Here is a 25660-nt window from a genome sequence, read left to right as displayed (position 1 = left end):
GCTGATTGCTGAGGCAGGCTGGCTTCGCCGTATTCAGCCATGGCTAACTCGCTTCAGTAAGGATTGCCTTGGGAATCGATGCTTTGCCAATCGCTTCTTCTTTGCTGATCTTGCCTTTGATGACTAGATCAGAAAGGCATTGCTCCAGTGTATTCATGCCATCTTTACTACCTGTTTGGATTTGTGAGTAGATCTGGCTAACCTTACGTTCACGAATCAGATTACCAATAGCAGGTGTATTAATCAGTAATTCATAAGCCAAGGAACGTTTGCCGGCAGTGTTTTTGCAAAGCGTCTGAGACATGATTCCGAGCAGTGAAGTAGAAACTTGTAAACGGGCTTGTTCTTGTTGATCCCCAGGGAAGACATCAACAATGCGTTCCACTGTCTTGGCGGCTGATGAGGTATGCAGTGTTCCTAAAACAAGATGCCCCGTTTCTGCTGCTGTAATCGCGAGTTGAATCGTTTCCAGATCGCGCATCTCGCCGATGTAAATTACATCTGGATCTTCGCGTAATGCGGCGCGCAGCGCTGTGGCGAATGATGTTGTATCTCGCTTCACCTCCCGTTGATGAATGATGGAGTTGGCGGAATGGTGAAATTCAAATTCAATCGGATCTTCAATCGTGAGGATATGTCGTTTTTGTGTTTCAAGAATACAGTTCACAAATGCTGCCAAGGTTGTTGACTTACCCGAGCCAGTTGGGCCTGTACAAAGCACCAGGCCACGATGTTTCTCACTGAGGTCTACAAAAGGTTGGGGAAGGCCTAAATCTTGCCATTTTGGCAGGTTTTCCGGCAGGATTCGCAACGTTAAACAGCGTTTTTCGCTGGCGACATAGGCATTAATCCTGATTCTTGATAATCCTTCAAGCCCAATCGATGTATCAAGATCTCCAGTTTTATTGAACTCCTCTACTTTCTCCTGACCTAAAATTTCTAGCAGTAATTTATCCATAGCGGCAGGCTTAAGCTCATTTTCTAGAATCTTGATATCTGAATGCACGCGGATCGCAATCGGTGAGCCTTCTTCTAGGTGGATATCGGAGGAGCCAGCTTTGATGGCAAATCCGATAATCTGGCGTGCGATAGACATTGGTGTGCAAATCAGATGTGTTTGAGCTTTTAGTACTCAGTATTGCAAATTTTTTGCAATTCGGAAACGGTTGTTAATTGTTTTTTGATGAGATCTACAGCGTAAGCTTTGAGAGTCAACATTCCATCCTCAACTGCAATATCCTCTATTTCACGCGTTGATTTCTTCTGTTTGATTGCATCACTGATTCTCCTGTTGATCCTCATCAGCTCATAGGTGCCGATGCGTCCTTTATAGCCAGTGCCACTGCAGCGCGTGCAGAGTGTGCCTTCCTGCTTGCGTTGTTCCTTTTCTTCTGCTTTGAGAGCTGTGGCAACTCTCACTTCAGTACCACGCCGTAAACCTGTAAAGCGGCTTTCAAGATCATCAATCGGCCGCTTGCTGCTGCATTCTGGGCAAACCTTACGAAGTAAGCGTTGTGCTAACACGCCACGAAGTGATGCTGTGAGTTTGTAGCTCGGTACTTCCATGTCGAGTAGGCGGGTCAGTGAAGTGGAGGCGCTATTGGCATGAAGGGTTGTAAACACTAAATGGCCTGTTTCTGCAGCATCCATGGAGGATTCAGCAGTTTCTGGGTCTCTAGTCTCGCCAATTAAAATCACATCAGGGTCTTGGCGTAGGAACGTGCGCAATAGGTTGGCAAATGTCTGACCCTTGGCTCGCATCACAGGAAACTGTTGAATGTTGCCGCCAAGGTCATATTCAATTGGATCTTCAGCAGTCACAATATTCAATTCGCCAGTGTCTTTTTCACGAAGAGCTGAGGCGAGAGTTGTCGATTTACCAGAGCCTGTTGGCCCGGAAACAATCACAATTCCATTGGCTTCTTCGATGATGCACCGGAAGTTCTTTTTGATTTCCTCGTTTGTAATGAGTACATCGAGACTAAGCATACCTTCATCACTGTTGAGGATTCTAAGCACCATCTTTTCTCCATGTTTTCCTGGTGCTGTTGAGCAGCGAAATTCTAGTCTTTGGCCTTCAAAACGTCTGAAGATCTTGCCATCTTGAGAAGCACGGCGTTCGGCTATATCCATCTCGGCCATATTTTTTAGGCATGCAGTCAGCTTGATGCCTGCTGAGCGGGGCATACGCACAAAATCTTGCATTACGCCATCTCGCCTAACTCGAATCTTGTATTCCTCAAGCCTAGGTTCGATATGAATATCAGAAACGTTAGTGCGCGTTGAATGGATCAAGATGTTGGCAGCAGCTTGTTGAATTTTGCTGCCTAGCATCTCAGCGGATAAATCTAAAGCTTCATCGATAAGCTCGGCTTCTGCGCTGTCATCAAAATCGAAGTCAAAGCCAACAGGATTTTGATCATCTTCTGCTGCTTTTAAGGCTTCAAGGATGGCATCATCGGAATAGTCATAGTTTTCAAGCCCTTCGCCACTAATGAGTCGTTCTGTAGCGGCTTCATCGAGTAAGGCTTGAATTTGATCAGCAGGTTTTTCAATGAATACACATTCAAGATTTGCATCTGCAGCCCGTTTCTTAATGAACTCACCAATAGTGGCGAGATAACTGAAATTACCGACAGCAACAGTTAGCCTTTGCTTGTTAGGAAAAGCAGCGGTTTCTACCCCTAGAGGAATGACAATATTTTCGCGACACCAAGCGAGTGAGAAGTGCTTATCAATTAATTTGCGTATTTCCTGGGTTTGGTTCATTGCTTTGCCTCCACAGATATTGGCATGCTTGGTTCAGGAGCACATTTCAGTAACTACATTGCCCGCACCATCACTGCACTTTGATCCATCGTCATTGAAGAAACATCTATCGTCGTCTTTGTGTAAAAAATTTCCAGTTTTGTCGCTTTTCATGCCGCACCACCATGGACCCCCTTGATTTTCGCAGCATTTCGGTGCCGCCCCACAAGTTTCATTGTATTTGGTCTCAGTTACTTCAGAGCCATCGCATTTATATTTGTCTGAAGTGCAACTATTTGGTGTTGGCATTTTCCCATTGCCACCTTTAGCCAGCCAAGAAGTCTTTTCATTGTTGCATGCATTCCCACAAGTATCAGTGTATTCGGCGTAATCTACTTCTCTGCCGCTGCATTTATATGCTGCTGCACAGCTACTAGATGAAGCTGGCAATGCCCCATCGCCTCCTGCGGCGAGCCAAGTTGATTTCTGATTAATGCATGTACATTCATCGTATTTCGTTTTGCTGTTCATCTTTTCACCAGCACACCACCAATAATTCTCTTCACATTCATTGGTGGTCCCATTCAAATCTTGGCCATCAAAGTCTGAGTCTCTTAAGGATGCCTCATAGTCATTGCATTGCTGTGTTTTGTTAGCTGCATCGGCGGCAATATAATCCGATTCTTCGCTAAAACAAGACCCTTCAAAACGCCAGCAATCATCAGTACAACTTGGCAGCGGATTGGCCTTGGGCCATGTGCACTGACCAACCCATTTATACCCCTTGTCTCCATTAGATCCCGAGCTGATTACTGTACTGAGGCTTCCATTGCAGCTGTCCTTGGATGCGTTGCATTCTTTCAGGTATGTGGCGGATTCACTGCCACCGCAATTGCCCCAGCTGATGCAAGCACTTTCAGTTTCGTTATTTTTGTTCACTGCTTCTTTAATAATCTTGCCGCCAATCACGCTGAATTTAAGATCCATCAATAATGAACTTTCATCAGAAGGATCATGAATAGAAACCTCCGCGCAGGTATTCATAGAGTCTTTATATTGGTAATTGCCTGGCAATTGAATGATTCCCTTCATTTCTCTGGATTTAAGCGCATCAGGTTGCCATGTTTGGTAATCATCAGGATTGGTACGTACCCGTTGCAGGCATTCAGCTGCAGCAGCATTTAAAAGAGCTTTGGCTTCATCGAGCTGGGCAAACTTAGTTGCATTGTCGATGCTGGTGACAGCAATCGCCGAAAGGATGCTTAGAACAGCAACAACTATGACAAGTTCGAAAATACTAAAGCCTGTTTGCTGCCTGCGTGATAACTGCCGAAATAAATGACGCCTAAGCAGCACAAGAACTTGCTGTGAACCAGAATATTTTTTTTGATTCCTGCTCTTCAAGGCTTAATTGGGCGACGTAGGATAATAAAACTGTAAGATTTTGCTTTCTTGTCGCTGCATCAAATTCATTAATGCAATAACATGTTGGCTATTAATAGCCAACATGTTATTGCATGCTGAGATTAATTATTAATCGCAATCATCCATGGTGTCGGGCCATGTTGATCCTGCTGGGACTGCATCATCTACAGAGTCTGATTTAGCCCCAGTGGCTAGATTTATAGCAATATTACATGTTTTCCCGCCCGATATAACTTTTGCGGCTGCAAGAGTGGCAGTTAAGCAGTTGTCAGCCGCGTCATCGGTAACTGCTGTTGACGCCATCCCGCTAAATGTGACTCCATTAATAACAGCATCCGCATCCCCTGATACCTCCACATGCGATGCTGTTCCTGATCTGGCTGCATTGTATTCACATTCTTTATATTGATTGACCAATGTTTGTTTGGCGCTATTTAGCCTTGCATCGTCACTTAGAGATGTGAAATTAGGGATTGCAACTGCAGCAAGAATCGCTAACACTGCAACAACAACAACCAGCTCAATGAGGGAGAAGCCTTCCTCGCCTGGGCGACGGTTGAGGACTTTTTTGATTTTGGGAGAAGCTAGGTAGCTCTGCAAGGCAGTCATGCGAATCAATTGAGATTTAGGCTAATCATCGTGGTGCCTAGCCCGGCTGTCAACAATTCAATCAAGCAGACTATGCATAACGTATTGCCTATCCCTTAGGAAATTCTTCTTTGTGGCTTGCTTTGTTTAGGCCTTTGAGTCATACCCGCCATGTCTTTTAGCCATGGCGGTGATATCCATGGAGCTGCACGCCGGCAACAGCATGGAGCGGACCATTTCCTTGATGCCAGTGCATCACTGGCTCCGTTTGCATGCAAAACCAACTTCTCGGCCAGTGATCTAAGGCCTTATCCAGATCCCAGTTATCGCAACCTGCGTGCTGCGCTTGCTCACCTGCATAAGCATCTCGATCCAGCGCTTGTGCTGCCCGGCAATGGAGCAGCCGAGTTATTCACCTGGGCAGCTCGCGATGCTGCTGCCTTAGGCCTCAATCAACTGCATGCGCCTGGTTTTGCTGATTACGCCAGAGCTCTGCGTTGTTGGCAGGCTGTTCCCCAGCTCTCATCGTTAGCGCTTGATTGGTCTGGCCAGTTCCCGCAGACTTTTCCAGGATTTTCAGCAGCACCAGCTGCTGTTTCCCCAGAACCCGAGCCGGCAACAACTGAGGCTGATGACGTGGCCTGGATCACCAATCCTCACAACCCCACAGGGCAACTCTGGAGTCGGGCCTCTTTAGAGCCTCTGCTGGAGCGTTATCGACTGGTGATCTCTGATGAGGCCTTTTTGCCTCTAGTGCCCGATGGTGAAGCCCAGTCGTTGATACCTCTTGTAGACACTCACGCCAATTTGGTGGTGATCCGCAGCCTCACCAAGCTCTATGGCATCGCCGGCCTGCGGCTTGGTTATGCCGTAGCTCAGCCTGAACGCTTGCAGCGCTGGGCTGGCTGGCGAGACCCTTGGCCTGTCAATGGCATTGCTGTTGCTGTAGGCGAACGCTTGCTGCGGCATCCGCGCCGCTATAAGCGTTGGTGCGAGAAAGTGCAACGTTGGACAGCCAGTGAAGGAGTCTGGTTGCAGCGCAAACTTGCTGAATTACCTGGCATTACTGCCATGCCTTCGGCTGCGAATTTCTTGTTGATTCGTGCTCAGAGCTCTCTGCTGCCTCTGCGTGAAGCTCTAGAAGCGCACCATCGCATTCTCTTGCGTGATTGCCGCTCTTTTGAGGGTTTGGGTGAAAACTGGTTGCGGATCGGTTATCAAAGCCGCCGCGATAATCGCCGCATCATTAACGCCATGCGCCTCGAGCTCAAGCGTGAGCCTTTGGCTTAACGGCAAAGCTTTTCTAGCATCTCTGCCATTTGTTGATCGGCATCAACAACAGCAAGTTTTTTCATCCCTTCATGCATAGCAATCAAGGGGTCGGAATTGATGGCGTTGGCATTGATCAACTTGTTATTGGCTTCGCTGCCGATATTGATTGCGGTGTTGTCGTTACTTGCGCTGTTGCTGTCATTTGTGCCGCTGTTTTTGTTGTCACTATTGCTGATATTGCTGTCGCAGCCTTTTAGGCGCGAGCCCAGCAACCGCCAGAGCGTCTCGCCAAGAGCCCGATGTTCGGCTGCATGTTGATGCACGATCACGGCAGCCCCAAGCGCAGCCGCGCAGGCTGCGTTGGCCTCTTGATGCTGGTCTGCTGCCTGAGGGAAGGGCACCAAAATCGCTGGTGTGCCGCATACAGCGAGTTCACTGATGCTGCCAGCGCCCGCACGGCTAATCACCAGATCGGCATGTTGCAGTAAGCCATGCATCTCATCGCTGAAAGGCTTTTCCACCAGGTTGGCGTGATCGAGTTCTCCTACATCTGGATCGTTGTTGCCGGTGAGATGCACCACGCGACAACCGGCCTCCAGCAGCGATGGCAATGCGCCTCGCACCATGCGGTTGAGTCCAACAGCACCTTGGCTACCACCAATCACCAATAACAATGGGCCATCACCACAAGGAACCCAGCGCGGCAAGGCCTGTGGCGAAAGGAATGCCGAGCGCACCGGTGTTCCTGTGACCACAGCTTTGCGGCCTGGGATGCGCTCGGCCGCAACAGGGAGGCCTACAGCCACGACCTGGCAGAAGCGGCCCAATAAGCGCGTCACTCGTCCGGGGATGGCATTGGATTCGTGCAACACCACAGGGATGCCGCACCAGCGTGCCGCCAGGATTGCCGGCGCGGCGATATAGCCCCCAGTAGTGAAAACAGTCTGGATGCCTTGCTTTCGCAGTAGCTTTCGCACTCGACCAGTGGCCGCGAGTAATTGCAGCAACTGCACCAGTTTGCGCAGACCGCGACCTTGTAGACCGCCGGCGCGCACTGTGGTCAACTCATAGCGTTCTGGCACCAGTTGGGTTTCGAGGCGATCTGGCACTCCCAGCCAGCACACGCTCCAGGAGGCAGGCAAGGCTTCGACAACAGCCAGTGCTGGGAAAAGATGGCCACCCGTGCCGCTTGCAGCAATCAGAAGCCGGGGCATGGCAGTGGGCAGAGCATGAAGGTGGGGCCTAACTTATCGGCAGTGCCCTCAAGCCTCCAGTGCGTCATCTCAAGCCAGTCGCTTTGGCCTCCAGTCTGCTGGCATTGTGTTCAGCGTTGATGCCATTGATTGGCAGGGCTGCAGATGCTGTGCCTCTCAGTACCCGATTACAACAGGCTCTAAATACACCTGGAGGTGACGCACTCAGTGGTCTGCTCACAGGCGAATATGCATCTGATCTGGAGAGTCGTTTACGCATTTTCTCTGCCAGGTTTCCTGATGCTCGTTGGTCTGTTCGTTCTGCCGGCCCATTAAAAGACGGGCGCTCAACATTTGCAGTTGATGTAAGTGCTAGTCGTGAAGCGGAAAGCCTGAGCTATGCCCTTGAGGCAAGCCAACGCTTGGCATTGCTCACGGAAGGCAAACTGATCACTGGAGAAGAAGTGATCAGCGAGCAGTCGATCCTGCGTAGCGCCAGCAAACCTTTACCGATCAGCCTGTTGATTCCTGATGCTGTGCTCACAGGTAGTCGTTACGACGTTGACGTGATCTTTGATCAACCCTTGGGCCATGCGATGGTTGCAGGTGGCTTGATTGCGCTTACGCCTGCACAGGTCAGTCTTCAAAGCACGCCTGATATCCAGCTGGCACCGATGCATGGTGGTGGCATCTTTAAATCAGTGCAGGCCCCATTCACGCCCGGCAGCCAAACATGGGCAGCGATGTTGGTGCATCCTAATGGTGTGATCACAGTGACCAAGCGTGTGCGGGTGGTAAGCAATGAAGAGGAACTGATCCCTTGAGTTTTGGTTGGCGTAAATCTTCTTCATTGCCGTCAGCTGTAGAGATGGGATGTCTTGATTGGCGTAATCAAGTCATGATTACCTAGGCCTAAAGATCAAGGAGAGGTTGTTGGCAGGCATTTCAATCACCTCATTCAACGAAAGGCCTGAACTGACCCCAAGACGTTCTACATCTTCAAGCTCACGCACTCCCCAACTTGGATCTTGTTGGCGCAGATACTCATCAAATCTGGCATTACTTTCACTCGTGTGAAGACCATTGCGCTTGTATGGCCCATAGAGAATTAGTGGTGCAGAGTTGCCCAGTAATTGAGCAGCTTCTTGGACTAAAGATTCACAACAATTCCAAGGAGAAATATGAATCATATTGATGCAAATAACCCCGCAAAGCTGATCAGTTAATCCATCAGGCAGTTGCCAGGGGCGCGCGTTGACATCGATCTTGAGGGGTGGGGGCATGGTCTGTTCAAGCTGCTCACAATGGATCCAAGCATTGATGCTGCGAAGATGCATTGGATCAATATCGCTGCAGTGCCAAATGAGCTTTGGGAACAATTTTTGAAAAGCAACGGCATGTTCGCCACTGCCACTTGCAAGTTCCAACACTCTCCCATCGCTCGGCAGCGCCTTGCTCAGAACAGCAGCAATTGCATCACGGTTCCTCTCTGTTGCGGCAAAGTGAAGACGATCTTGATAGGCATCAAAGCGTTCATTCATGGATAAGTTTCCACAAGTTCTACAGCGCTCAAAGGCAGGACTCCAAAAAGATGAGGGAAAAGCTCCCCGGCTGATGAGGGTTCGGCTCGAAGCGGCATTGTCAGTTGCTCTGGGTTTAATTTCAAGCTAAGCACTTGGCCTCGATCACGGTAAAATTGATGATAAGTAGACTCAAGTTGATGCTGATAACTCAAATGAATGAATCCAATCTCTTTGAGTTTTAATCCACGAGTAGAGAATTGATAAACCCCTTGAGTGCATGCGTCTTGCCAGTCTTCAAGCAAAGCCAGATGAAACAATGGTTGATCTGTTTGAACTAAACTTGAATCAGCAGGGAACGTCTGCGGATGATGTTCTGGCAGCCAAGGTTTGGCTGGTGTCATCAACCTTGTAAACAGTGGATGTTGCAGAAAGGCTTGCAACCATCTTTTGATGGCTTGAAGATCTTGATCGCAATCAAAGCTTGATGGATCAGCGAGACGGTATTGACGCACAAAAGGCCATAGCGCCCAGTCTGCAAGGCTTTGAGATTTTCCGACCAGCCAGCCATGGCGATCCCTTGATTCTTGTTGTGCCAGTCGTGCATTCCATTCCACAAGAATATCTCTAGCCATGTTGTGATGTTCTTCGGCATCTTCTCCTTTAAACCTGCAGGCATATTTAAAACGATCTAAATGATATTTAAACGAGCCATCATTCTGTTCGACAAGCTGCTGAATTGTTTTTTGTTCTCGGGTTTTTCCGCTGCGTAGCCCATCGAAGGGATCAGCTTGCTGAAGCGCCCAGTGCATGATATCCATGCTTTCATCAATCACTGTCCCATCTGCAGTCAAAAGCACTGGCACGGTTCCTTTTTGAGAAGCCTGCAGCAGCTCTGGCGGCTTATTGTTTAGAGCCACTTCTCGCAGGTTCACCAAAAGACCAGAAACCAAAAGAGCCCATCGGGCTCTCATTGCATAAGGGCAGCGACGGAAGCTATACAGCAACGGATTCGACATCAAGCTCAAGGCCGCGGATAACTTGATTGATTATCCAGTCTGTCATTTTTCGCCATGGTGGGAAGTGAGTTTTTAGGTGCTCGTTGTGTATCTTAAGTCGTTGCATTGAATTGATTTGTGTAGCCTAGCTGCTCAATCAAATATTACCGATGCCATCACTAATCACTTCTAAAAGTATCAGTTAAAGTTGGCGCAATAGTAGGCTGTGAATAAACATTCGGGCTGAATATATTGGCTTTTATTTGAATGAAATACTAGCTTCCAATTTAAGTGGTATCAACAACTTGTTCAGCCTATCGAAGGCTCGATCAGAATTGCTGAGATTCTGCCTGTTGCTGATCAAACCACCGCCTCAGCACTGATACATCTTCCTCGCTATGGCCGTGTTCAATCAGGTTTGCCTCCATGGATTTCACTTTGCTTGTGATTGGCAGTTGTAGTCCCACACGTTCTGCCGTTTCCAGGGCAATGCCGAGATCCTTGTGATGTAAAGCCAGCTTGAAGCCGAGCGGATAGTGATCTTCCAGCATCGCTGTTGATCGGTGCTTGAGGGCCCATGAGCCTGCGGCACCATGCTGTAAGGCTTTGATCACCTCCGGCATCGGTAGACCCAGCTGCTGCCCTAGCGCGATTGCTTCTGCTAATGCGGCATAGCTACCGGCCACCAGCACTTGGTTGAGCGCCTTCACCTGCTGGCCCCGTCCCACCGAACCGAAGTGATGAATGCGCTCACCGATCACCTCCAGCAGTGGCTGCACCCTTGCCAAAGCTTGTGTGTTGCCACCCACTAGAACGGTCAGAGTTCCTGCTCTGGCCCCTTCGGTGCCTCCGGTTACCGGTGCATCCAGATAGGTCACGCCTTGCTGAGCAAGTCGCTCAGCAAGGGTGATCGACGTTGCTGGGGCGATCGTCGAGAAATCCACCACAACGGCGCCGGAGCTGAGCATAGAAGCTGCTCCCTGAGAACCAAAAAGAACCGCTTCTACTGCTTCATCATCGCTAACGCAGATCAGTAGAGCCTGGCTGTCTGCTGCAGCTTCTGCTGGTGTGCTGCAGGGACGACTACCTTTTAAAGCCAAATTCAGTTCAGCCGCACGACTGCGGCTGTGAACCTTCAGCTCATAACCCGCAGCCAGCAGATTGGCAGCCATTGGTAAACCCAATGCGCCGAGGCCAACAAAGGCAAGGCTAGACGTTGGGATGAACTGAGCTTTGCTCATGTTTGTCAGTAGAGCTGCTTCGATTTTTACTACTTCAGCTCAACATTGGCAGTTGCTTCAAACCTGCAACCTGAGGATCTTGCCTCGTGATGCTCGACGAGTTTGACCTACAAGAGTTTGCAGTAGTGCACTCGGGCAACTCAAAGCTTGCAAGGCTCTCAATCGTCTAGCCAGTTGCAATCTTCTTCGCTGTTAATGCACCTTGCGATTGCTGGGATGAAGGTTCGCTGTCAGAACAGTATTGCGCCAGAAGTTTGCTCGAGAGCTCTTATCAGAGCTAATGAATGCGGGGGCCATTGCCGTTATGCAAGGCAATGGCCCGAGAACACAAGCGAGGTCTTTGCTTAAGCGTCGTCGAGAGCGGCGACACCTGGCAACACCTTGCCTTCCAGCAGCTCAAGGCTGGCGCCACCACCGGTGGAGATGTGGGACATCTTCTCGGCGAGGCCGGCCTTTTCGACGGCGGCCACGGAGTCACCACCGCCGATAATTGTGCAGCAACCCTTGCCACTGAGGTCCGCCAAGGTCGTGGCGATGGCGTTGGTGCCGGCGGCAAACTTGTCGAACTCAAACACGCCCATGGGGCCGTTCCAGATCACTGTTTGGCAGTCAGCAAGTGCGTCTTGGAAGAGATTGATTGAGTCTGGGCCAATGTCCAGTCCCATCCAACCATCGGGAATGGCGTCGATGGATACGGTCTGACTATTGGCGTCGGGGGAGAAGTTGTCGGCTAGCACAACGTCAGTAGGCAGAAGCAGTTGAACCCCCTTGGCCTTGGCCTTGGCCTCTAGCTCCTTGGCTAGTTCCAGCTTGTCCTCTTCCACCAGGCTCTTGCCTACTGAAAGGCCACGCGCTTTGTAGAACGTGAAGATCATGCCGCCGCCGATCAGCACCTTGTCGCACTTGTCGATCAAGGCTTCCAACACGCCGATCTTGCTGCTGACCTTGGACCCACCCACGATCGCTGCAAGGGGTCGCTTGGGGTCGTCGATGGCACCTTGCAGGTATTGAAGTTCCTTCTCCATCAGGTGGCCTGCCACACTGGGGTTGAGGAATTTGGTGACCCCTTCTGTAGAAGCGTGGGCACGGTGTGCGGCACCGAAAGCGTCATTCACATAAGCGTGAGCGAGTGCTGCGAGCTTTTGAGCGAAATTGGCGTCGTTTTTTTCTTCTTCTGAGAAAAAGCGCACATTCTCCAGCAGTACGACGTCTCCATCGGCCATGGCATTGACCTTGGCTTCGGCGTCGCTACCGACGCAGCTTTCGGTTTTTGTCACGGTTTTGCCCAGCAGTTCGCTGAGGCGTTTTGCTACTGGTGTGAGCCGCATTCCTTCATTGATTTGACCCTTTGGTCGGCCAAAGTGGGCCGAGAGGATCACCCGAGCACCTTTGTCGATCAGGTCATTGATGGTGGGCAGGGCGGCGCGGATGCGGGTGTCATCGGTAATGGCGCCGTTCTCGTTGAGAGGCACGTTGAAGTCAACCCGAACCAGCACACGCTTACTACGTAGGTCCGCTGCGCTGAGGCTGGACAGTGAACGCTTCGCCATGGGGGTTGTGCCGTGCGGTAAGAAAAACCCGCTGACATTAACCCGTGTTTTGCTTGCCTGGTTGGGTTGATGGGCCGGCGAACTGATCTGGTTGGCGCTAGGACAAGATTGAAGCAAGCATTTTGTTCAAACGCATGTTTGAAACCGTTCTCTTCCCGATTGATCAGAGCCGGGAAACGATAGAAACGGCCAGTAAGGCTTTGGAACTGACCAGAAGCCATAGCAGCCGTTTGATCATCCTGTCTGTGGTCCAGGCTGAGCGGCCTGAAATGCACGATCCTGAGGCTGTAGCAGTTCTATTGAAACGGGCTCGAGAACAAGTCGAGCAGGCTGGGATTGCTTGTGAAGTGTTGGAGAGAGAAGGTAAGCCTGCCTTCGTGATTTGCGATGTGGCTGATGAATTCAATGTGGATGTGATTGTGATGGGCACACGCGGTGTGAATTTGGATGGCGATAGCGAGAGCACAGCAGCCCGGGTGATCCAGTTGGCCCCTTGTCCGGTGCTGGTGGTGCCGTGAGCACTCCAACAATTCAGTGGTATCCAGGCCACATCGCTAAGGCGGAGCAACAGCTCAGCAAGAATCTCGACAAAATTGACCTTGTCATTGAGGTGCGGGATGCTCGCATCCCGATAGCCACTGCTCATCCGCAGCTGCAGCGCTGGATTAAGGGCAAGCAGCATTTGCTAGTGATCAACCGCCGCGACATGATTTCCTCTGCGGCTCGCCAATCTTGGGATCGTTGGTTCCGTGACCAGGCCCAAACCCCATGGTGGTGTGATGCCAAGGCTGGCACAGGTGTTAAGCAGGTTCAACAAGCAGCCATACGAGCTGGAGATCAGCTCAATCAGCGCCGCCGCTCCCGTGGTATGCGACCACGCCCTGTAAGGGCCCTCACTTTGGGGTTTCCCAATGTGGGCAAGTCCGCCCTGATCAATCGTTTGGTCCGTCAGAAGGTGGTGGAGAGTGCTCGTCGCGCCGGCGTGACCCGCACCCTGCGCTGGGTGCGCTTGGGTCAAGACCTTGACTTACTTGATGCCCCCGGCGTTTTGCCACCCCGCCTCGATGACCAACAGGCTGCTTTGCATCTCGCCCTTTGCGATGACATCGGCCAGGCCGCCTATGACGTTGAGTTGGTGGCCCTCGCGTTACTGGAGACGCTGAGTGTGTTGGAGAAGCAGGCGGCGGCTGGGGTAGTTGCAGGGATCCTTGAGCAGCGTTACGGCATCAACTTGGCCGGTGAGCACGCTGATGCCCATGCTTGGTTGATGACTGTTGCCGAACGCCACACCTCTGGTGATACAGGGCGTATGGCCCAACGGCTTTTGGATGACTTTCGCCGAGCACTATTGGGGCCGATCGCGCTGGAGTTGCCGTTGCCATGACATTGGACGAACGGACATTGGCGTTTGGAGAAGGTGAGGGTGAATTGCTGAAGCTGCACTACCCCAAACCCTTGCCAATGCGTCTGGATCGTTGGCTTGTCAGCCAACGATCGGAGCAGAGCCGTTCACACATCCAAAAGTTTATTGAGGCTGGTCTTGTACGTGTAAACGGCATCACCGGGCGAGCTAAGACTCCTTTGCGCCAAGGCGATGAGGTGGAGTTGTGGATGCCGCCACCAGAGCCTTTGCCGTATCTGCAACCGGAAGCAATGCACTTAGACGTGCTCTTTGAGGATAGACATCTGATCGTGATCAACAAGCCTGCAGGCCTCACAGTGCATCCGGCTCCAGGCAATCGAAACGGCACGTTAGTGAATGGTCTTTTGCATCATTGCTCTGATCTGCCTGGCATCAGTGGAAAGTTGCGACCAGGCATCGTGCATCGTCTCGATAAAGACACCACTGGCTGCATCGTGATTGCCAAGAGTCAGGAGGCATTGGTGAAACTGCAGGAACAGATTCAGAAACGCATTGCATCGCGCAAATATTTGGCTGTCGTGCATGGCGCTCCGACAGGCGACCAAGGCACGATCGTGGCAGCGATTGGTCGCCATCCGGTGGATCGCAAAAAATATGCCGTGGTCAATGAAGACGGAGGCCGTCATGCTTGCACCCACTGGACGTTGGTTGAACGATTAGGTGACTATTCCTTGCTGCGTTTCAAGCTTGATACGGGACGCACCCATCAGATTCGTGTTCATTGCGCTCACATCGGTCATCCGATTGTTGGTGATCCCACTTACAGCCGCTGCCGAAAGTTACCGATGGATTTACCTGGCCAGATTCTTCACGCTGTACAACTGGGATTGAACCATCCAATCCACAAAAACCGCATGGTGTTCGATGCGCCCTTGCCTATGAAGTTTGATAATCTATTGACATTGCTACGACTTAAGATGAAGAATAGATGAGTGCATAAGGAAGTCATTGATTATTGGCTCTCTTTAAATAGCTTGCATAGGTTGAAATACCATAAAGTGCTGCTTACTCGTATTTAAAAGTGTGGTTTCGATCCCTCCTTCGCCTGTGATGAGCAAATCATTTCCGATTTGCTCTAATGAGAATTCAATTTTCTCTTCAAAGAGAATTTTATCTAACTCAAATATTTGGAAGTCTTCGATTGTATCCTTTCCTGAACTGAGGGTAAACATGTCTGAGCCGCTGCCACCATTTAAACGATCATCTCCATGTCCTCCGATCAGAGTATCATCCCCCTTTCCACCATATAGATAGTCATTGCCTCTACCAGCATAAATGATGTCATCACCTTCTAAGCCTTTCAAGAGATCATTGGTTTCACCAGAGCCTAAAGATGAAAATATGTCTATGATTCGATCATTCTTATTTGTCCCTTTATAAGTCTTTTGTACGCTGTCTAAAGATGGAGGGTCACTTGAAGAGCCAACCCATGCAACACGGATCTGCTCCTCGCGCAATGTTACTGGCAAGCCCTTAAAAGATAGATTTATAGGCTTTCCCCCACCTTGTATGCTTCCTCCTCCTATGATTGTCCATGATTCAACCAGCACCCCAGTATCATCGTCCTGGTATGCATCCAGAAATTGCACATTATAATATTGCCCATCATTTGGGATAAAAGCAACTTCAACATCCTTGGTTAATTTGCCTGGACCATCAGTTAGATGAATAATCGCCTCAGGTTCGACACCTTGAGTTGCAATACTTTTCGTCGGCAGACTCGCCGAATCCGAATCTTTAATCCATTTGACGCGAATATTCGCCTTGACTAGATTTTCAGGAAGGCCTTTATAGTATAGATATATTGGGTTATTTGTACCTTTGATTATATTATCATCTCCTCCTACATTTATCCATTCCTCAGCCTTGTCTCCATTATTATTAATGGTTGAATTTAAATACTGAATATTATAATATTGACCATCTCTTGAATTAAATGCAATTTCAAGATCTTTGGTTAATTGCCCTGGGCCATCGTGGATGTAAAAGACTTCTTCTCTTGTACCATTTTTAAGTAGCTTAGTGGCGATCGTTGGTTCAACACCAGGCAAGTCGGGCATGCTTTGTAAGCGATCTTCTATAGCTTCATCTAATTGGGCAGATAAGACTAGATATTCATCTGTGATTTCTTTTGTTGCTATCTTTGCCTCGCCAGCTTCTTCGCGTTTGGTTTCAGCCCATGGAGAATAGTTGAGAGATTCTAGTGGTTGCTGTTGCTCCTCAGAATAATCAGTGCCATTGGCCCTTAGATCATAGAATTCTTCTTGATATACCTGATTAGAATATGGCTTTGATTGATCAAAATACCTGACCAACTTGTATTCTTTGGTTCTAATTGCCTGAATTTTACTAGGCGGATTTAACATTCCCAGTTGCGGGTCTTTAGCCACACCAGATGGGGGGTCTTGTCCAGCCCAATCATCATCCCAGGTAAATAAAATATAATCTTGCGCCTCGTTATCATCAGTAGTCCCATCAATAATTGCGCTATAGTCAACTCCCTGTAGATCATAGGAATCAATTGTATTTTTTTCTACACCAATCAGGTTCAAGTATGTCGGAAGGAAATCAATATGAGAGACAAGTTCCTCAGTGTTGGATTCGCGGCCTTCAAAGTATCCTGGATTACTCCATATCAAAGGAGTTTTAATCGCTTCTTCATAGGCATTAAATGTTTTTTGTCTCATGCCACCATGAGCTAAGCCAAGCTCTCCGTGGTCGGACATCTTGACAATCATCGTATCTGAAGCGAATGCTGCGTCGGAGTTAATCGTATCAATTACCTGTTCAAATTGGAGATCTGTTCGATGGATTAGGTTGGCATAGAAGTTTAGATAGCTTTCGCTATTGCTAGTTATAGTGTCATCTATTGGCGCAAAAAGATTATCCATTACTTCCACGAATTCCGCTTGAACTTCGGGCTTGAAATTACTGGATATATTCTCATTTATGGTCTCAGGAATAGGCTGTTGAGATGAAAAATTTAGGTTCGAAAAATCCTTAATATTATACCTATAATCTTCATCGCCGATTGCCAATACTTGTCCTAAAGGTGGATATGCCAGGATATCGTGTGGGTTGACCAAACTAATCACTAGGGCGAATGGCTTTTCATTCCCAGACTGAATTCTATCTTCAAGCCACGTTATGCCATCATTTATAAATCGCTGATCATTGGTCAGACCAAGGGGGTTCGAGAATGTTCCCGCTTCAGGGGGATCCCATTCATTAAAGCCAAGCAGAGACAAGTCTGGATCTATGTATTCGTCGTCTGATGTATTTGCTGTACCCTTATTTTGATTAAAGCCTATATTCATATGTGCTTTGCCTTTATAAATAACGTCGTAACCCTCGTTAGCGAGTATTGTGGCAAAGTTGGGGATGTCTGGATTCAAGCCAATCTGTGCTTGAGTCTGAGGATTCACCCATTTATCAGAAGTTATAACCTCTTTTACCTCGTGCTGGGCGGGGAATTTGGATGTAAAGAATGAGGTTCTCGCGACTGAACATTGATTTGTATTTGTAAATGCATTAGAAAAAGAAAGGCCATTTTGTGATAACCACGAGGTGGCGGGTAAGTCACTATCAAAGGTATCCGCAAACCCAAGGTCATGGGACCTTTCTTGATCAGTAATGAGAATCACGAGATTCCGTGGAAATCTCTTCTCAGTCATTTTCAGCCAATATTGTAAAGGAACTATACCATGATACAAAACATGCTATTTCAATATAGAGGTTAATTACAACCTTGAGGTTCTCTTTAACGAGCCCACTGTTTCTATTGATCAAAAAGATTCTAGTCAAGCCACGAAGGGAGAAGATCCAAGTCATTCGATTCTTCACCTTATCTCAAATAATCCAGACGAAGGAGCATGGAGTACGCATTAATCAAGGTTAGATTAGTTCTAAAAATTTATTGATCCGCCGCAGGGAGATCCTTTCCCCAGAAACAGCTTGCCCATAGCAGATATCATTGGTAGAAGGAATCCAACATATAACTATCTAGCCAGCTTGCCAGCAGAGTCTGAGATAGATTAGGTTTATATTGACTAATCTGAGGGACTTTTCCCTCTCTACTGGCAAGTCTTTATTAGGCGTATGACTGAACTGGAGGCTTTTATTGCTGAAGCGCGTCTTAACCCTGATCTGCAGGCTCAATTAAAGGATTGCGCATTGGAGAAATGGGGTGATCAGCATACGCCATTAGATGTGGACCCTTCGAAAGTTATTGAAGTTGCTACGCGAGCTGGATTTACTATTTCCGAAGCCGATATATTGTTTGCGCAATGCCAACAACTTAATAATTTTTGGCGATTCGAGATGGAGAATGCCTTTGTCGCAAGGCGAAGTCTGGCGAGGATTCAAATGCAGGTCTTAGGATCAAATGACGCTATAGATTATTACTCATTCTGAATAGATATCTGTGATAACTTAGGGAAGCTTTCGTTTGGATGGGCTTTCAAGAAGCTTCTTAATCGGAAATAGCTTTGAAGCAGTTCCTTTAATATCGAGAGCTGAAGTTCTATTCAACAAGCTTCTCACTTAAGGAAGCAGAATAGGGCAACACCTCAGCACATTATAATACTCAATCAATTGCTTGATTTTTATGATGTCAGGCCGCCTATCGCCTGGATCACTTTTTGAAGTCGTCATTGCTTGCTGTTACATGAAATCAATACTTTGATGATACGAGCTAGATTCAAGATATAGCTTCCACCATTTAATATTTTATCTTGAAAAGGCAGGGGCTTGAATTATTGGCTATTGGTTTAGAATTGAATTCTATTTATCGGAAATGGGTTGCATGTGCAATTTAATGCGGCAAGACTTACCGTTAAAAACTCGTGCCTTTTGGCGTGATTATTTTGGTTGAACCAGTCAAGCTTTCTAATCGCTCAAGATCAAAGTAACAGAAAATCTATTTTACCGTCGACTCAACCTTGATTTGAGACGTGCTCAGGCCTCATCTCTCTATAAGCAAAATTGTGCGCTTGAGAGAATCCTCCTGCAGTGGCTAGATAAGAGAGTCTGGATGGAATGAACATACGCATTAATTGTTTCATCACGATGCAGCTTCTACCCTCGAAAGCAGGCCACCGGCGTTAGCCCGCCATCGCTGCTTGCGCTAATGGTGATGCTGTTTAGTGAGCTGAGGCTATGCAACCGGTTAGAGCAGTACAGGCTCGCTGCCCTCGGCAAATAGGCTCTCGGCGGTGAGAGAACTGCTACCCTCCAGCTCCATACCCGTTAGCGCGTTGAAGCCCACAGTCATCGATTGACCAGCTCCGATCGACTGACCCCAGTCAGCTCCATAGATTTTATAACTGTAGAGATCATCAGCAACCTCTTCGGTAACGACATCAACACCCCAGGACTCGCCGTAAAAGTGATGAGTACTGTTGAAGCCTACTGCCCAATTCTCCAGACGCTGATCACTGCTATTGGTGATAGTGATCTCCGCGGTGAAGCCACCCCACCAAAGATCACCAGACACCTCAACATCCACCGCGCTACCGGTGATTGGATCAATCTGTGAAACCTGGCTTTGCTCAACGAGAACAACTGGTTCCTGTTGAGGTTTCTCATCCTCCTCATTTATCGGTGTACCTAGAGCGTCCAAGTTTGAGCCCAGTGGGCCGCCCAGGCTCACCATGCTTTGGAAGTAGTCGATGACGACCTGATCGGAGACCTCTAAGGCAGGCCATTGCGGCCAATCAAAGGTGTCATTCATGAACGGTTGTGTTTGGTCATGACTGAGCACTGTGAGGTGGTTGATGTCATGAGCGATAGCAACGTCTTCGATTGATAGCCATCCATGAGCCCTATCGTGCATCCAGCCACCAAAATGGGGCTCCATCTTCAAAGTGTTGATGAAGTGATCGACGCCATCGATGCCCTCGAGGTAATCGATGAAGCCAGGTTTAGCGATCTGTCTCGCCATGCTCATCACGTCATTGGGGCTACCAATACGTGCGCTGCGTTGTAGATCGGCAAGCCATTGGGGATCGTAGTTTTCATCGGCGATCCAGCCAACTTTGGCCCCCTGCATGGAGTACCAGAGACCAACACCTTGGAGTTCATTGCCCCAGGCCTGGGAGTTGTTGGTGAGGTTATTAGCGAAGGCCCAGTTGCCGATGTCTTCTAGGGATGCAGGATCCAGTCCGAGAAAGGTGCGGAGATTGTTATACGCAACATGTGCTTCTGTGGTAATGGGAGTGCGTCCTCCCATCAGTTCATCGTGGGTGGTGTGTTCACTGCCACTTGATGCACCCCATTCGGTGATCAGGGTGAAAGCAGAGTCGGAGGTTGTGTGTTCATGCATTCCTTCCATTGCAGAGTCGTTCTCGCTCTGTTGATGCCCTTGCACTTCAACTGCTGGTGCATCACTTACCGCAAGAGATGATGCAGCCGTGATTGCAGTTTCTGACGCGTTAGTCATCAACAATGCAGCGGTCAGCACTCCTCCTGTACCTAGTGCCTTGCCCTGTTGCGCATTGAAGCCGACTGTGACGGACCCTCCAGCGGGAATGGTTTGCGCCCAACCGATTCCTGTCAGTGTGTATTTCGTTTGTCCGTTGGCGAGCTGCTCGGCCGATGTGCTGACACCCCATGGCATCCCTGAGATTTTGTGGGATGTTATGAAGCTATAACTCCATTCTGAAAGAGTTTCGCTTGATGTATTGGTGATGTTGAGTTCGGCTGTCAACCCTTTCCACCACACGCTCCCTCCAACTGAGACTTTCAACTGTGATGTCATGACCTGATTCATTTGCTTATACAGGTCTAAGCGTGATGTGTACTACAACTCAACCCTTCAAATGAAGGATTTTTGCTCCATAGAGCAGACTTTTTTATCTGAGAATTCTCTAAGGATTCCAGGTCTTAACTCTGCCTCAGCAGCAACTCGACTTTTCAAGTAAAGGCGTTACAAAATGGATTGAACATGCTCACGGTCTGTAGTTTTGGCAATCTGCTGTTGTTTAGCAATGCTTAGCTTGCTATCTCCCTCAGCCATTCAATATAAAGCTTCAATTTGGCAAGGCGAAAGCTTTGCTGAGATGAACTCAGCAAAGCTCCTAGCAGGGAAACTGTAGGTCTAGATCAAGCCAAGAGTAGTCTTTAGCGAGTACTTCAAGGGTAGAAATTAAGGCACCAGTTCTATGCTCAAGGCTTTCATCTAGAATGATTACATCTACACCAGACTCAAGAGCTTTTTAAATTTATTTAATGATTTCGTGTCAAGGGAAACAAGCAGCTATTAGCTTGATTTTTGGCTTTTACTGCTTTCATTAGACCAGCACCAAGCCCATCTTTAAGCTATTCTATTTTGATCACTATAAATTGATCTTTTTGCTCAGATAGTCGTTACCTGCTTGCCTCAAGTGTTGACTCAAAAAAATCGGTTTCCCTACTATCAGTTCCTGTACTTTTGACGGAAACTAATTGAGAATAAATACATGCCAGAACGTATTAATTGCATGCTAAGTGTTTAAGTTTGGAGATGATGCCCCAGCTCGAAAAGGCTTTATTTAAGAACTTGTCGTTATTTTGGCATGCCTTTAATGCATTATTTTGTTGGCAGTCTCGGACAGGCTTCTACGAGTATGCGGGTAATCGCTGCTTGGGGTTTCTGAAGGAGCTGATCGCCGGGTCCTTCCTCAACGATTTGCCCATGGTCGAGCACGATCACTCTGTGGCAGAAACCACTGGCAACGGAGAGGTCGTGGGTAATGAACAGCATCGCGAGCCCCAATTCTTTCTGAAGCTGACGCAATAGAGCCAACACCTCAGCTTGTATTTCCGCGTCCAGCATGCTGACGCTCTCATCGCAAATCAGCACCTTCGGTTTTAAGGCCAAGGCTCGGGCAATGGCGACGCGTTGTTGCTGGCCGCCAGAGAGCTGGCGAGGCAGTCGGTTTTGATAGTCCTCCGCTGGGCTGAGGCCCACCTGCTCAAGTAACTTTCGTCCGTTTTGCCTTGCTTCAGCTCGGCTTGCCATTCCATGGATGAGCAGTGGGTCGGCGATGGCTTCTGCGATCGTCATTTTTGGATTGAGGCAGGCGAGGGGGTCTTGAAAAACCATCTGCAAGGCCTGACGGGCTTGCCTTAATGGCTGTCCTTGCAAGCTGTGCAGGTTGTGGCCTTGGAGATGCACCTGACCACCCCGGATCGGCGTAAGACCCATGAGGGCCCGGCAGAGGGTGCTTTTGCCGCAGCCAGATGCTCCAACCACACCAAGGCTCTCGCCAGCACGGATGTTGAAGCTCACTCCATCAACAGCTTTGAGCCAGGTCGGTGCCCAGGGCCAGCCTCCCAGAGCATGCCAACAGCGCAAAGCATTGACTTCTAGAACGACGGCAGCGGTATGCGAGCAAGTTGGAGTGCTTCCGCCTTCACGCGCCCTGGCGGCACCCACGAGCCGCGTGCCGATAGCTGAGCGGGGATGAGAAAGCAGCTCTTCGCTCCGGCCCTCTTCCACCATGCGTCCCCCATCGAGAATGGCCATGCGCTCGCACCAGCGAGCTGCCATCGCCAAGTCATGGCTGATCAGCATGAGAGCACTGCCGAGCTCCTCGCAGAGGTTGCTGAGTTCGGCCATAACCTGACCAGCCACGGCGACATCAAGGCTGGTGGTGGGCTCATCGGCGATGACCAGAGGGGGATTGAGGGCGATTGCTAGAGCAATGGACAGCCGCTGACGCATGCCACCACTGAATTCATGGGGGTAAGCGCGGAACCGGTTCGCCCCGATTCCCACTCGCTCCAGGAGTTCCTCTGCCCGCTGCTCTCGCCAGCTGGGGGTAGCTTCTGGTTGGTGGGCGTTGAGAGTGTCAAGCAAATGCTTTCCCACCGTCATCAACGGATTAAGGCGGGTCATTGGATCCTGAAAAACTAGACCTACCGCTTCACCACGTAGTTGCCGCAATCGCTTCTGTTGCAATGGTCTTGGATCTTGGCCGGTCAGTAGCAACCCTCCCTGGCAAATGCTGCCAGGGGGAAGTAGTTGCAGTACGGCCTTGGCCACGGTGCTCTTGCCGCAGCCTGAAGGACCCACCAGGGCGAGTCTCTCTCCTGACTTGATGCTTAGGTTGAGTCCATCCAGTGTCCAATCAGCGCTGCGGGGATAGCGCATGCGCAGTTGGCTGAGCTCGAGTACCTGCTCTGAAGAGCTGGGCATCGTTAGTAGCACGGAGTCTTGGGACTGAATACCATGGATTGATCCGCTGGGTCGGATGCTCAACGTCACCACTCCCCCGAAATCAACACAGGCCAATGCTGGCACTGGTTCAGAGGTGTGTGGTTTACCTGAGATCAGGACACATCCGTTCAGCAGTGTTGATGACTACGGCATTGCCTTGCCGGAATGGTTGAAAGACTGTATTCAGCACATCCCTCCTGGGCTTGGGCAGAGTTGCCCAATCGATTCAGAAGCCCTGCTTGCAGCAGCTTTTGATTTGGCCTTTCAGCTACATGAGGGGCAATTTCGAGCCAGTGGTGACCCATATATCGTTCACCCCGTGGCAGTGGCTGATCTGTTGCGGGATATCGGCGCTAGCGCCAGCGTGATCGCTGCAGGTTTCCTGCACGATGTGGTGGAAGACACCGATTTAACCCCGGAGCAACTGGAAGATTATTTCGGCGCTGAGGTACGGGAACTGGTGGAAGGCGTCACCAAACTGGGGGGGATTAATTTCACTAACCACACTGAGGCCCAAGCTGAGAACTTGCGCAAAATGTTTCTGGCAATGGCCAGCGACATCCGCGTGGTGCTGGTGAAATTGGCCGATAGGCTTCACAACATGCGCACGCTTGGCTCATTACAGGCTGATAAGCAGCAGCGCATTGCTCGTGAAACCCGCGAGATTTATGCACCTCTAGCCAATCGCCTCGGCATTGGTCGCTTCAAATGGGAACTCGAGGATTTGGCCTTCAAGCTTCTTGAACCTGAGGCTTTCCGAGAGATTCAGCAAGAGGTGGCTACCAAGCGCAGTGAACGGGAGAACCGTCTAGCGACCACGGTTGAACTGTTAACGGAACGACTGGCGTCTGCGGGTCTTGATGCTTGTGAAGTCAGTGGGCGACCGAAACATCTCTATGGCATCTGGAGCAAGATGCAACGCCAGCAAAAGGCATTCCATGAGATCTTCGATGTGGCGGCTTTGCGGATTATCGCTCCCAGTGTGGAGACTTGCTACCGCGCCTTGGCTGTCGTACATGACACCTTCCGGCCTATTCCCGGACGCTTCAAGGATTACATCGGTTTAGCCAAGCCCAATGGCTATCAATCGCTACATACGGCGGTCATCGGCAAGCATCGGCCCATTGAGGTGCAGATTCGTACTCCAGGGATGCATCGTGTGTCTGAATTCGGCATTGCGGCTCATTGGGAGTACAAAGAAGGTGGTTCCCCAGCTGCCGCCAATAAGGAGCGGTTTAATTGGCTTCGTCAGCTGGTCGAGTGGCAACAGGAAGGAGGCAATGATGACCACAACGACTACCTTGCTTCGATCAAAGAAGACTTGTTTGATGAGGAGGTGTTTGTATTTACTCCTAAAGGCGATGTAGTGGGCTTGCGCAAAGACTCCACAGTTGTTGATTTCGCCTATCGGATTCATTCAGAGGTTGGCAACCATTGCCATGGTGCGCGCATTAATGATCGGCTTTGTCCATTGTCGACCTCATTGCAGAACGGCGATTTCGTGCAAGTTCTGACCAGCAAAACAGCTCATCCAAGCCTCGATTGGCTGAACTTTGTCGCTACTCCCACAGCCCGTAATCGCATCCGTCAGTGGTATAAGCGAAGCCATCGTGATGAAACGATCCAACGGGGGAAAGACCTGTTGGAGCGTGAACTCGGTCGTAATGGTTTTGATGCGCTACTCAGTAGCGAAGCGATGACTCGCGTGGCAGAACGCTGCAATTTATCGGTCACAGAAGATTTGCTTGCGGCGCTTGGTTTTGGAGCTTTGACCTTGCAGCAAGTGCTGAATCGTTTGCGAGAAGAAATCCGTCTTCAGACTGTCGAGCCTGAGCAACCACTCAGCAATGTAAATGTTGCGAAACGGCTTGTGGCTCAAGTGGAGTCAAGCCCAGCCAGGCTGCCTGCTTCTGATGGCGTACCGATCCTTGGCGTGGAGGGCCTTGATTACCGCCTGGGCGGCTGTTGTAGTCCGCTGCCAGGAGAAGCGATCCTTGGCACTGTTGCTCTTGGTAATCACGGCATCACGATTCACCGGCAGGATTGCGTCAATGTTGGCTCGATCCCCAGTGAAAGACGATTGCCGGTGCGCTGGAATCAAGGTGCATTCATCGAAGGCGAGCGATTCCCAGTGCAGTTGCGTATTGAAGTGATTGACCGAGTGGGAATTCTGAAAGACATCCTGATGCGTCTTTCAGATAACCACATCAATGTGAGCGATGCCAGGGTCAAAACATCCTATGGCAAACCCGCCTGCATTGATTTGCGGGTTGAGCTCAACAGTGCTGCTCAGTTGGTCTCAATGATGGATCAGATTCGCTCGATGGCCGATGTTCTCGATATCGCCCGCACTGGCTTGAGCTAGGACAGCGCGATGTAAACAGGCAAAAGCAACTGGGATCTCTCTTAGAGGCCGTTCCTTTCTTGGTTGAGCTTGGTCTCTACGTCTACTGCCGTGCGGCATCTCTGCTGTATGAGCAACTATTTCGTATCGTGCCTTTCC

The 25660-nt window shown here is 49.5% G+C and carries 19 protein-coding genes; 7 read left to right on the top strand and 12 right to left on the bottom strand.

Annotation, left to right across the window (positions count from 1 at the left end; translation table 11 throughout):
- Window positions 1-43 precede the first annotated feature (43 nt).
- The 4 genes from PMIT1303_RS10755 to PMIT1303_RS10740 all read right to left on the bottom strand — a co-directional run bounded on the left by PMIT1303_RS10755 (window position 44) and on the right by PMIT1303_RS10740 (window position 4782).
- The gene (locus PMIT1303_RS10755; RefSeq protein WP_063398696.1) at window positions 44-1096 is read right to left on the bottom strand and encodes a type IV pilus twitching motility protein PilT; all 1053 of its coding nucleotides are present in this window, start codon (window positions 1094-1096) and stop codon (window positions 44-46) included.
- Between the two features lie 29 nt (window positions 1097-1125).
- Window positions 1126-2769 (bottom strand): GspE/PulE family protein, encoded by a 1644-nt coding sequence (locus PMIT1303_RS10750; protein ID WP_063398695.1) that lies wholly within the window; start codon window positions 2767-2769, stop codon window positions 1126-1128.
- 33 nt (window positions 2770-2802) lie between these two features.
- On the bottom strand, window positions 2803-4152 hold the full coding sequence (locus PMIT1303_RS10745; protein ID WP_156487007.1) for a Tfp pilus assembly protein FimT/FimU: 1350 nt from the start codon (window positions 4150-4152) through the stop codon (window positions 2803-2805).
- 129 nt (window positions 4153-4281) lie between these two features.
- Entirely contained in the window at window positions 4282-4782 is a 501-nt protein-coding gene (locus tag PMIT1303_RS10740; RefSeq protein ID WP_063398693.1) for a prepilin-type N-terminal cleavage/methylation domain-containing protein, read from the bottom strand.
- Between the two features lie 150 nt (window positions 4783-4932).
- On the opposite strand from PMIT1303_RS10740, the gene PMIT1303_RS10735 reads away from it, so the two are divergent.
- On the top strand, window positions 4933-6051 hold the full coding sequence (locus PMIT1303_RS10735; RefSeq protein WP_063398692.1) for a histidinol-phosphate transaminase: 1119 nt from the start codon (window positions 4933-4935) through the stop codon (window positions 6049-6051).
- Here the strand turns inward: PMIT1303_RS10735 and murG are convergent.
- Entirely contained in the window at window positions 6048-7247 is a 1200-nt protein-coding gene (gene murG, locus PMIT1303_RS10730) for an undecaprenyldiphospho-muramoylpentapeptide beta-N-acetylglucosaminyltransferase (protein WP_255359780.1), read from the bottom strand. The two genes, PMIT1303_RS10735 and murG, sit on opposite strands and share 4 nt — an antisense overlap.
- Before the next feature lie 119 nt (window positions 7248-7366).
- Between murG and PMIT1303_RS10725 the strand changes: the two genes are divergently transcribed.
- Window positions 7367-8050 carry a hypothetical protein gene (locus PMIT1303_RS10725; protein WP_063398966.1) on the top strand — a complete coding sequence of 228 codons (684 nt, stop codon included), beginning with the start codon at window positions 7367-7369 and terminating at the stop codon, window positions 8048-8050.
- A gap of 78 nt (window positions 8051-8128) precedes the next feature.
- Here PMIT1303_RS10725 and PMIT1303_RS10720 read toward each other — a convergent pair whose 3' ends face one another.
- The 4 genes from PMIT1303_RS10720 to pgk form a co-directional block, all read right to left on the bottom strand.
- Complete coding sequence (locus PMIT1303_RS10720; protein WP_063398691.1) at window positions 8129-8767, bottom strand: DUF938 domain-containing protein; 639 nt, start codon at window positions 8765-8767, stop codon at window positions 8129-8131.
- Window positions 8764-9765: a DUF952 domain-containing protein gene (locus tag PMIT1303_RS10715; RefSeq protein ID WP_063398690.1), complete on the bottom strand. Its 1002-nt coding sequence runs from the start codon at window positions 9763-9765 to the stop codon at window positions 8764-8766. Before PMIT1303_RS10715 ends, PMIT1303_RS10720 begins: the two co-directional genes overlap by 4 nt.
- Before the next feature lie 308 nt (window positions 9766-10073).
- A complete protein-coding gene (locus tag PMIT1303_RS10710) occupies window positions 10074-10985 on the bottom strand; it encodes an NAD(P)-dependent oxidoreductase (RefSeq protein WP_063398689.1) in 912 nt (303 codons plus the stop codon).
- A 344-nt stretch (window positions 10986-11329) separates the two neighbouring features.
- A complete protein-coding gene (gene pgk, locus PMIT1303_RS10705; RefSeq protein ID WP_063398965.1) occupies window positions 11330-12535 on the bottom strand; it encodes a phosphoglycerate kinase in 1206 nt (401 codons plus the stop codon).
- Window positions 12536-12669: 134 nt separating this feature from the next.
- Here pgk and PMIT1303_RS10700 point away from each other — a divergent pair, with 134 nt between their 5' ends.
- Genes PMIT1303_RS10700 through PMIT1303_RS10690 form a run of 3 tightly spaced genes read left to right on the top strand, consistent with a single transcriptional unit; the run spans window position 12670 to window position 14890 of the window.
- Window positions 12670-13053, top strand: a complete 384-nt coding sequence (locus PMIT1303_RS10700) for a universal stress protein (protein WP_063398688.1) — start codon at window positions 12670-12672, stop codon at window positions 13051-13053.
- Window positions 13050-13919 (top strand): ribosome biogenesis GTPase YlqF, encoded by an 870-nt coding sequence (ylqF, locus tag PMIT1303_RS10695; protein ID WP_063398687.1) that lies wholly within the window; start codon window positions 13050-13052, stop codon window positions 13917-13919. The genes PMIT1303_RS10700 and ylqF overlap by 4 nt, the downstream gene beginning before the upstream one ends.
- Window positions 13916-14890: an RluA family pseudouridine synthase gene (locus PMIT1303_RS10690; protein ID WP_063398686.1), complete on the top strand. Its 975-nt coding sequence runs from the start codon at window positions 13916-13918 to the stop codon at window positions 14888-14890. The genes ylqF and PMIT1303_RS10690 overlap by 4 nt, the downstream gene beginning before the upstream one ends.
- A 33-nt stretch (window positions 14891-14923) precedes the next feature.
- Here the strand turns inward: PMIT1303_RS10690 and PMIT1303_RS10685 are convergent, their stop codons facing one another.
- Window positions 14924-17632, bottom strand: coding sequence for a sulfatase-like hydrolase/transferase (locus tag PMIT1303_RS10685; RefSeq protein ID WP_156487006.1), 2709 nt, complete (start codon window positions 17630-17632; stop codon window positions 14924-14926).
- Window positions 17633-18056: 424 nt separating this feature from the next.
- On the opposite strand from PMIT1303_RS10685, the gene PMIT1303_RS10680 reads away from it, so the two are divergent.
- On the top strand, window positions 18057-18371 hold the full coding sequence (locus tag PMIT1303_RS10680; protein ID WP_063398684.1) for a Nif11-like leader peptide family natural product precursor: 315 nt from the start codon (window positions 18057-18059) through the stop codon (window positions 18369-18371).
- 754 nt (window positions 18372-19125) lie between these two features.
- Here PMIT1303_RS10680 and PMIT1303_RS10675 read toward each other — a convergent pair.
- Together PMIT1303_RS10675 and PMIT1303_RS10670 are read right to left on the bottom strand one after the other, a co-directional pair.
- Entirely contained in the window at window positions 19126-20727 is a 1602-nt protein-coding gene (locus PMIT1303_RS10675) for a cellulose binding domain-containing protein (protein WP_063398683.1), read from the bottom strand.
- A 798-nt stretch (window positions 20728-21525) separates the two neighbouring features.
- A complete protein-coding gene (locus tag PMIT1303_RS10670; protein ID WP_063398682.1) occupies window positions 21526-23136 on the bottom strand; it encodes an ABC transporter ATP-binding protein in 1611 nt (536 codons plus the stop codon).
- Between the two features lie 55 nt (window positions 23137-23191).
- On the opposite strand from PMIT1303_RS10670, the gene PMIT1303_RS10665 reads away from it, so the two are divergent.
- Window positions 23192-25522, top strand: coding sequence for a bifunctional (p)ppGpp synthetase/guanosine-3',5'-bis(diphosphate) 3'-pyrophosphohydrolase (locus tag PMIT1303_RS10665; RefSeq protein ID WP_063398681.1), 2331 nt, complete (start codon window positions 23192-23194; stop codon window positions 25520-25522).
- The last annotated feature ends 138 nt before the right edge of the window (window positions 25523-25660 follow it).

Source organism: Prochlorococcus sp. MIT 1303, from assembly GCF_001631965.1.
GTDB lineage: Bacteria > Cyanobacteriota > Cyanobacteriia > PCC-6307 > Cyanobiaceae > Prochlorococcus > Prochlorococcus marinus_D.
This window is presented reverse-complemented; position numbering and strand designations above follow the sequence as displayed.

Excerpts from the sequence above, each read along its gene's own strand:
- PMIT1303_RS10720 (WP_063398691.1), bottom strand. The coding sequence starts at position 8,767 with ATGAATGAACGCTTTGATGCCTATCAAGATCGTCTTCACTTTGCCGCA.
- PMIT1303_RS10710 (WP_063398689.1), bottom strand. The coding sequence starts at position 10,985 with ATGAGCAAAGCTCAGTTCATCCCAACGTCTAGCCTTGCCTTTGTTGGC.
- PMIT1303_RS10675 (WP_063398683.1), bottom strand. The coding sequence starts at position 20,727 with ATGAATCAGGTCATGACATCACAGTTGAAAGTCTCAGTTGGAGGGAGC.
- PMIT1303_RS10670 (WP_063398682.1), bottom strand. The coding sequence starts at position 23,136 with ATGCCCAGCTCTTCAGAGCAGGTACTCGAGCTCAGCCAACTGCGCATG.
- PMIT1303_RS10755 (WP_063398696.1), bottom strand. The coding sequence starts at position 1,096 with ATGTCTATCGCACGCCAGATTATCGGATTTGCCATCAAAGCTGGCTCC.
- PMIT1303_RS10685 (WP_156487006.1), bottom strand. The coding sequence starts at position 17,632 with ATGACTGAGAAGAGATTTCCACGGAATCTCGTGATTCTCATTACTGAT.
- PMIT1303_RS10735 (WP_063398692.1), top strand. The coding sequence starts at position 4,933 with ATGTCTTTTAGCCATGGCGGTGATATCCATGGAGCTGCACGCCGGCAA.
- pgk (WP_063398965.1), bottom strand. The coding sequence starts at position 12,535 with ATGGCGAAGCGTTCACTGTCCAGCCTCAGCGCAGCGGACCTACGTAGT.
- PMIT1303_RS10740 (WP_063398693.1), bottom strand. The coding sequence starts at position 4,782 with ATGACTGCCTTGCAGAGCTACCTAGCTTCTCCCAAAATCAAAAAAGTC.
- PMIT1303_RS10680 (WP_063398684.1), top strand. The coding sequence starts at position 18,057 with ATGACTGAACTGGAGGCTTTTATTGCTGAAGCGCGTCTTAACCCTGAT.
- PMIT1303_RS10725 (WP_063398966.1), top strand. The coding sequence starts at position 7,367 with ATGCCATTGATTGGCAGGGCTGCAGATGCTGTGCCTCTCAGTACCCGA.
- PMIT1303_RS10750 (WP_063398695.1), bottom strand. The coding sequence starts at position 2,769 with ATGAACCAAACCCAGGAAATACGCAAATTAATTGATAAGCACTTCTCA.
- PMIT1303_RS10665 (WP_063398681.1), top strand. The coding sequence starts at position 23,192 with ATGCTCAACGTCACCACTCCCCCGAAATCAACACAGGCCAATGCTGGC.
- murG (WP_255359780.1), bottom strand. The coding sequence starts at position 7,247 with ATGCCCCGGCTTCTGATTGCTGCAAGCGGCACGGGTGGCCATCTTTTC.
- PMIT1303_RS10700 (WP_063398688.1), top strand. The coding sequence starts at position 12,670 with ATGTTTGAAACCGTTCTCTTCCCGATTGATCAGAGCCGGGAAACGATA.
- PMIT1303_RS10715 (WP_063398690.1), bottom strand. The coding sequence starts at position 9,765 with ATGTCGAATCCGTTGCTGTATAGCTTCCGTCGCTGCCCTTATGCAATG.
- PMIT1303_RS10690 (WP_063398686.1), top strand. The coding sequence starts at position 13,916 with ATGACATTGGACGAACGGACATTGGCGTTTGGAGAAGGTGAGGGTGAA.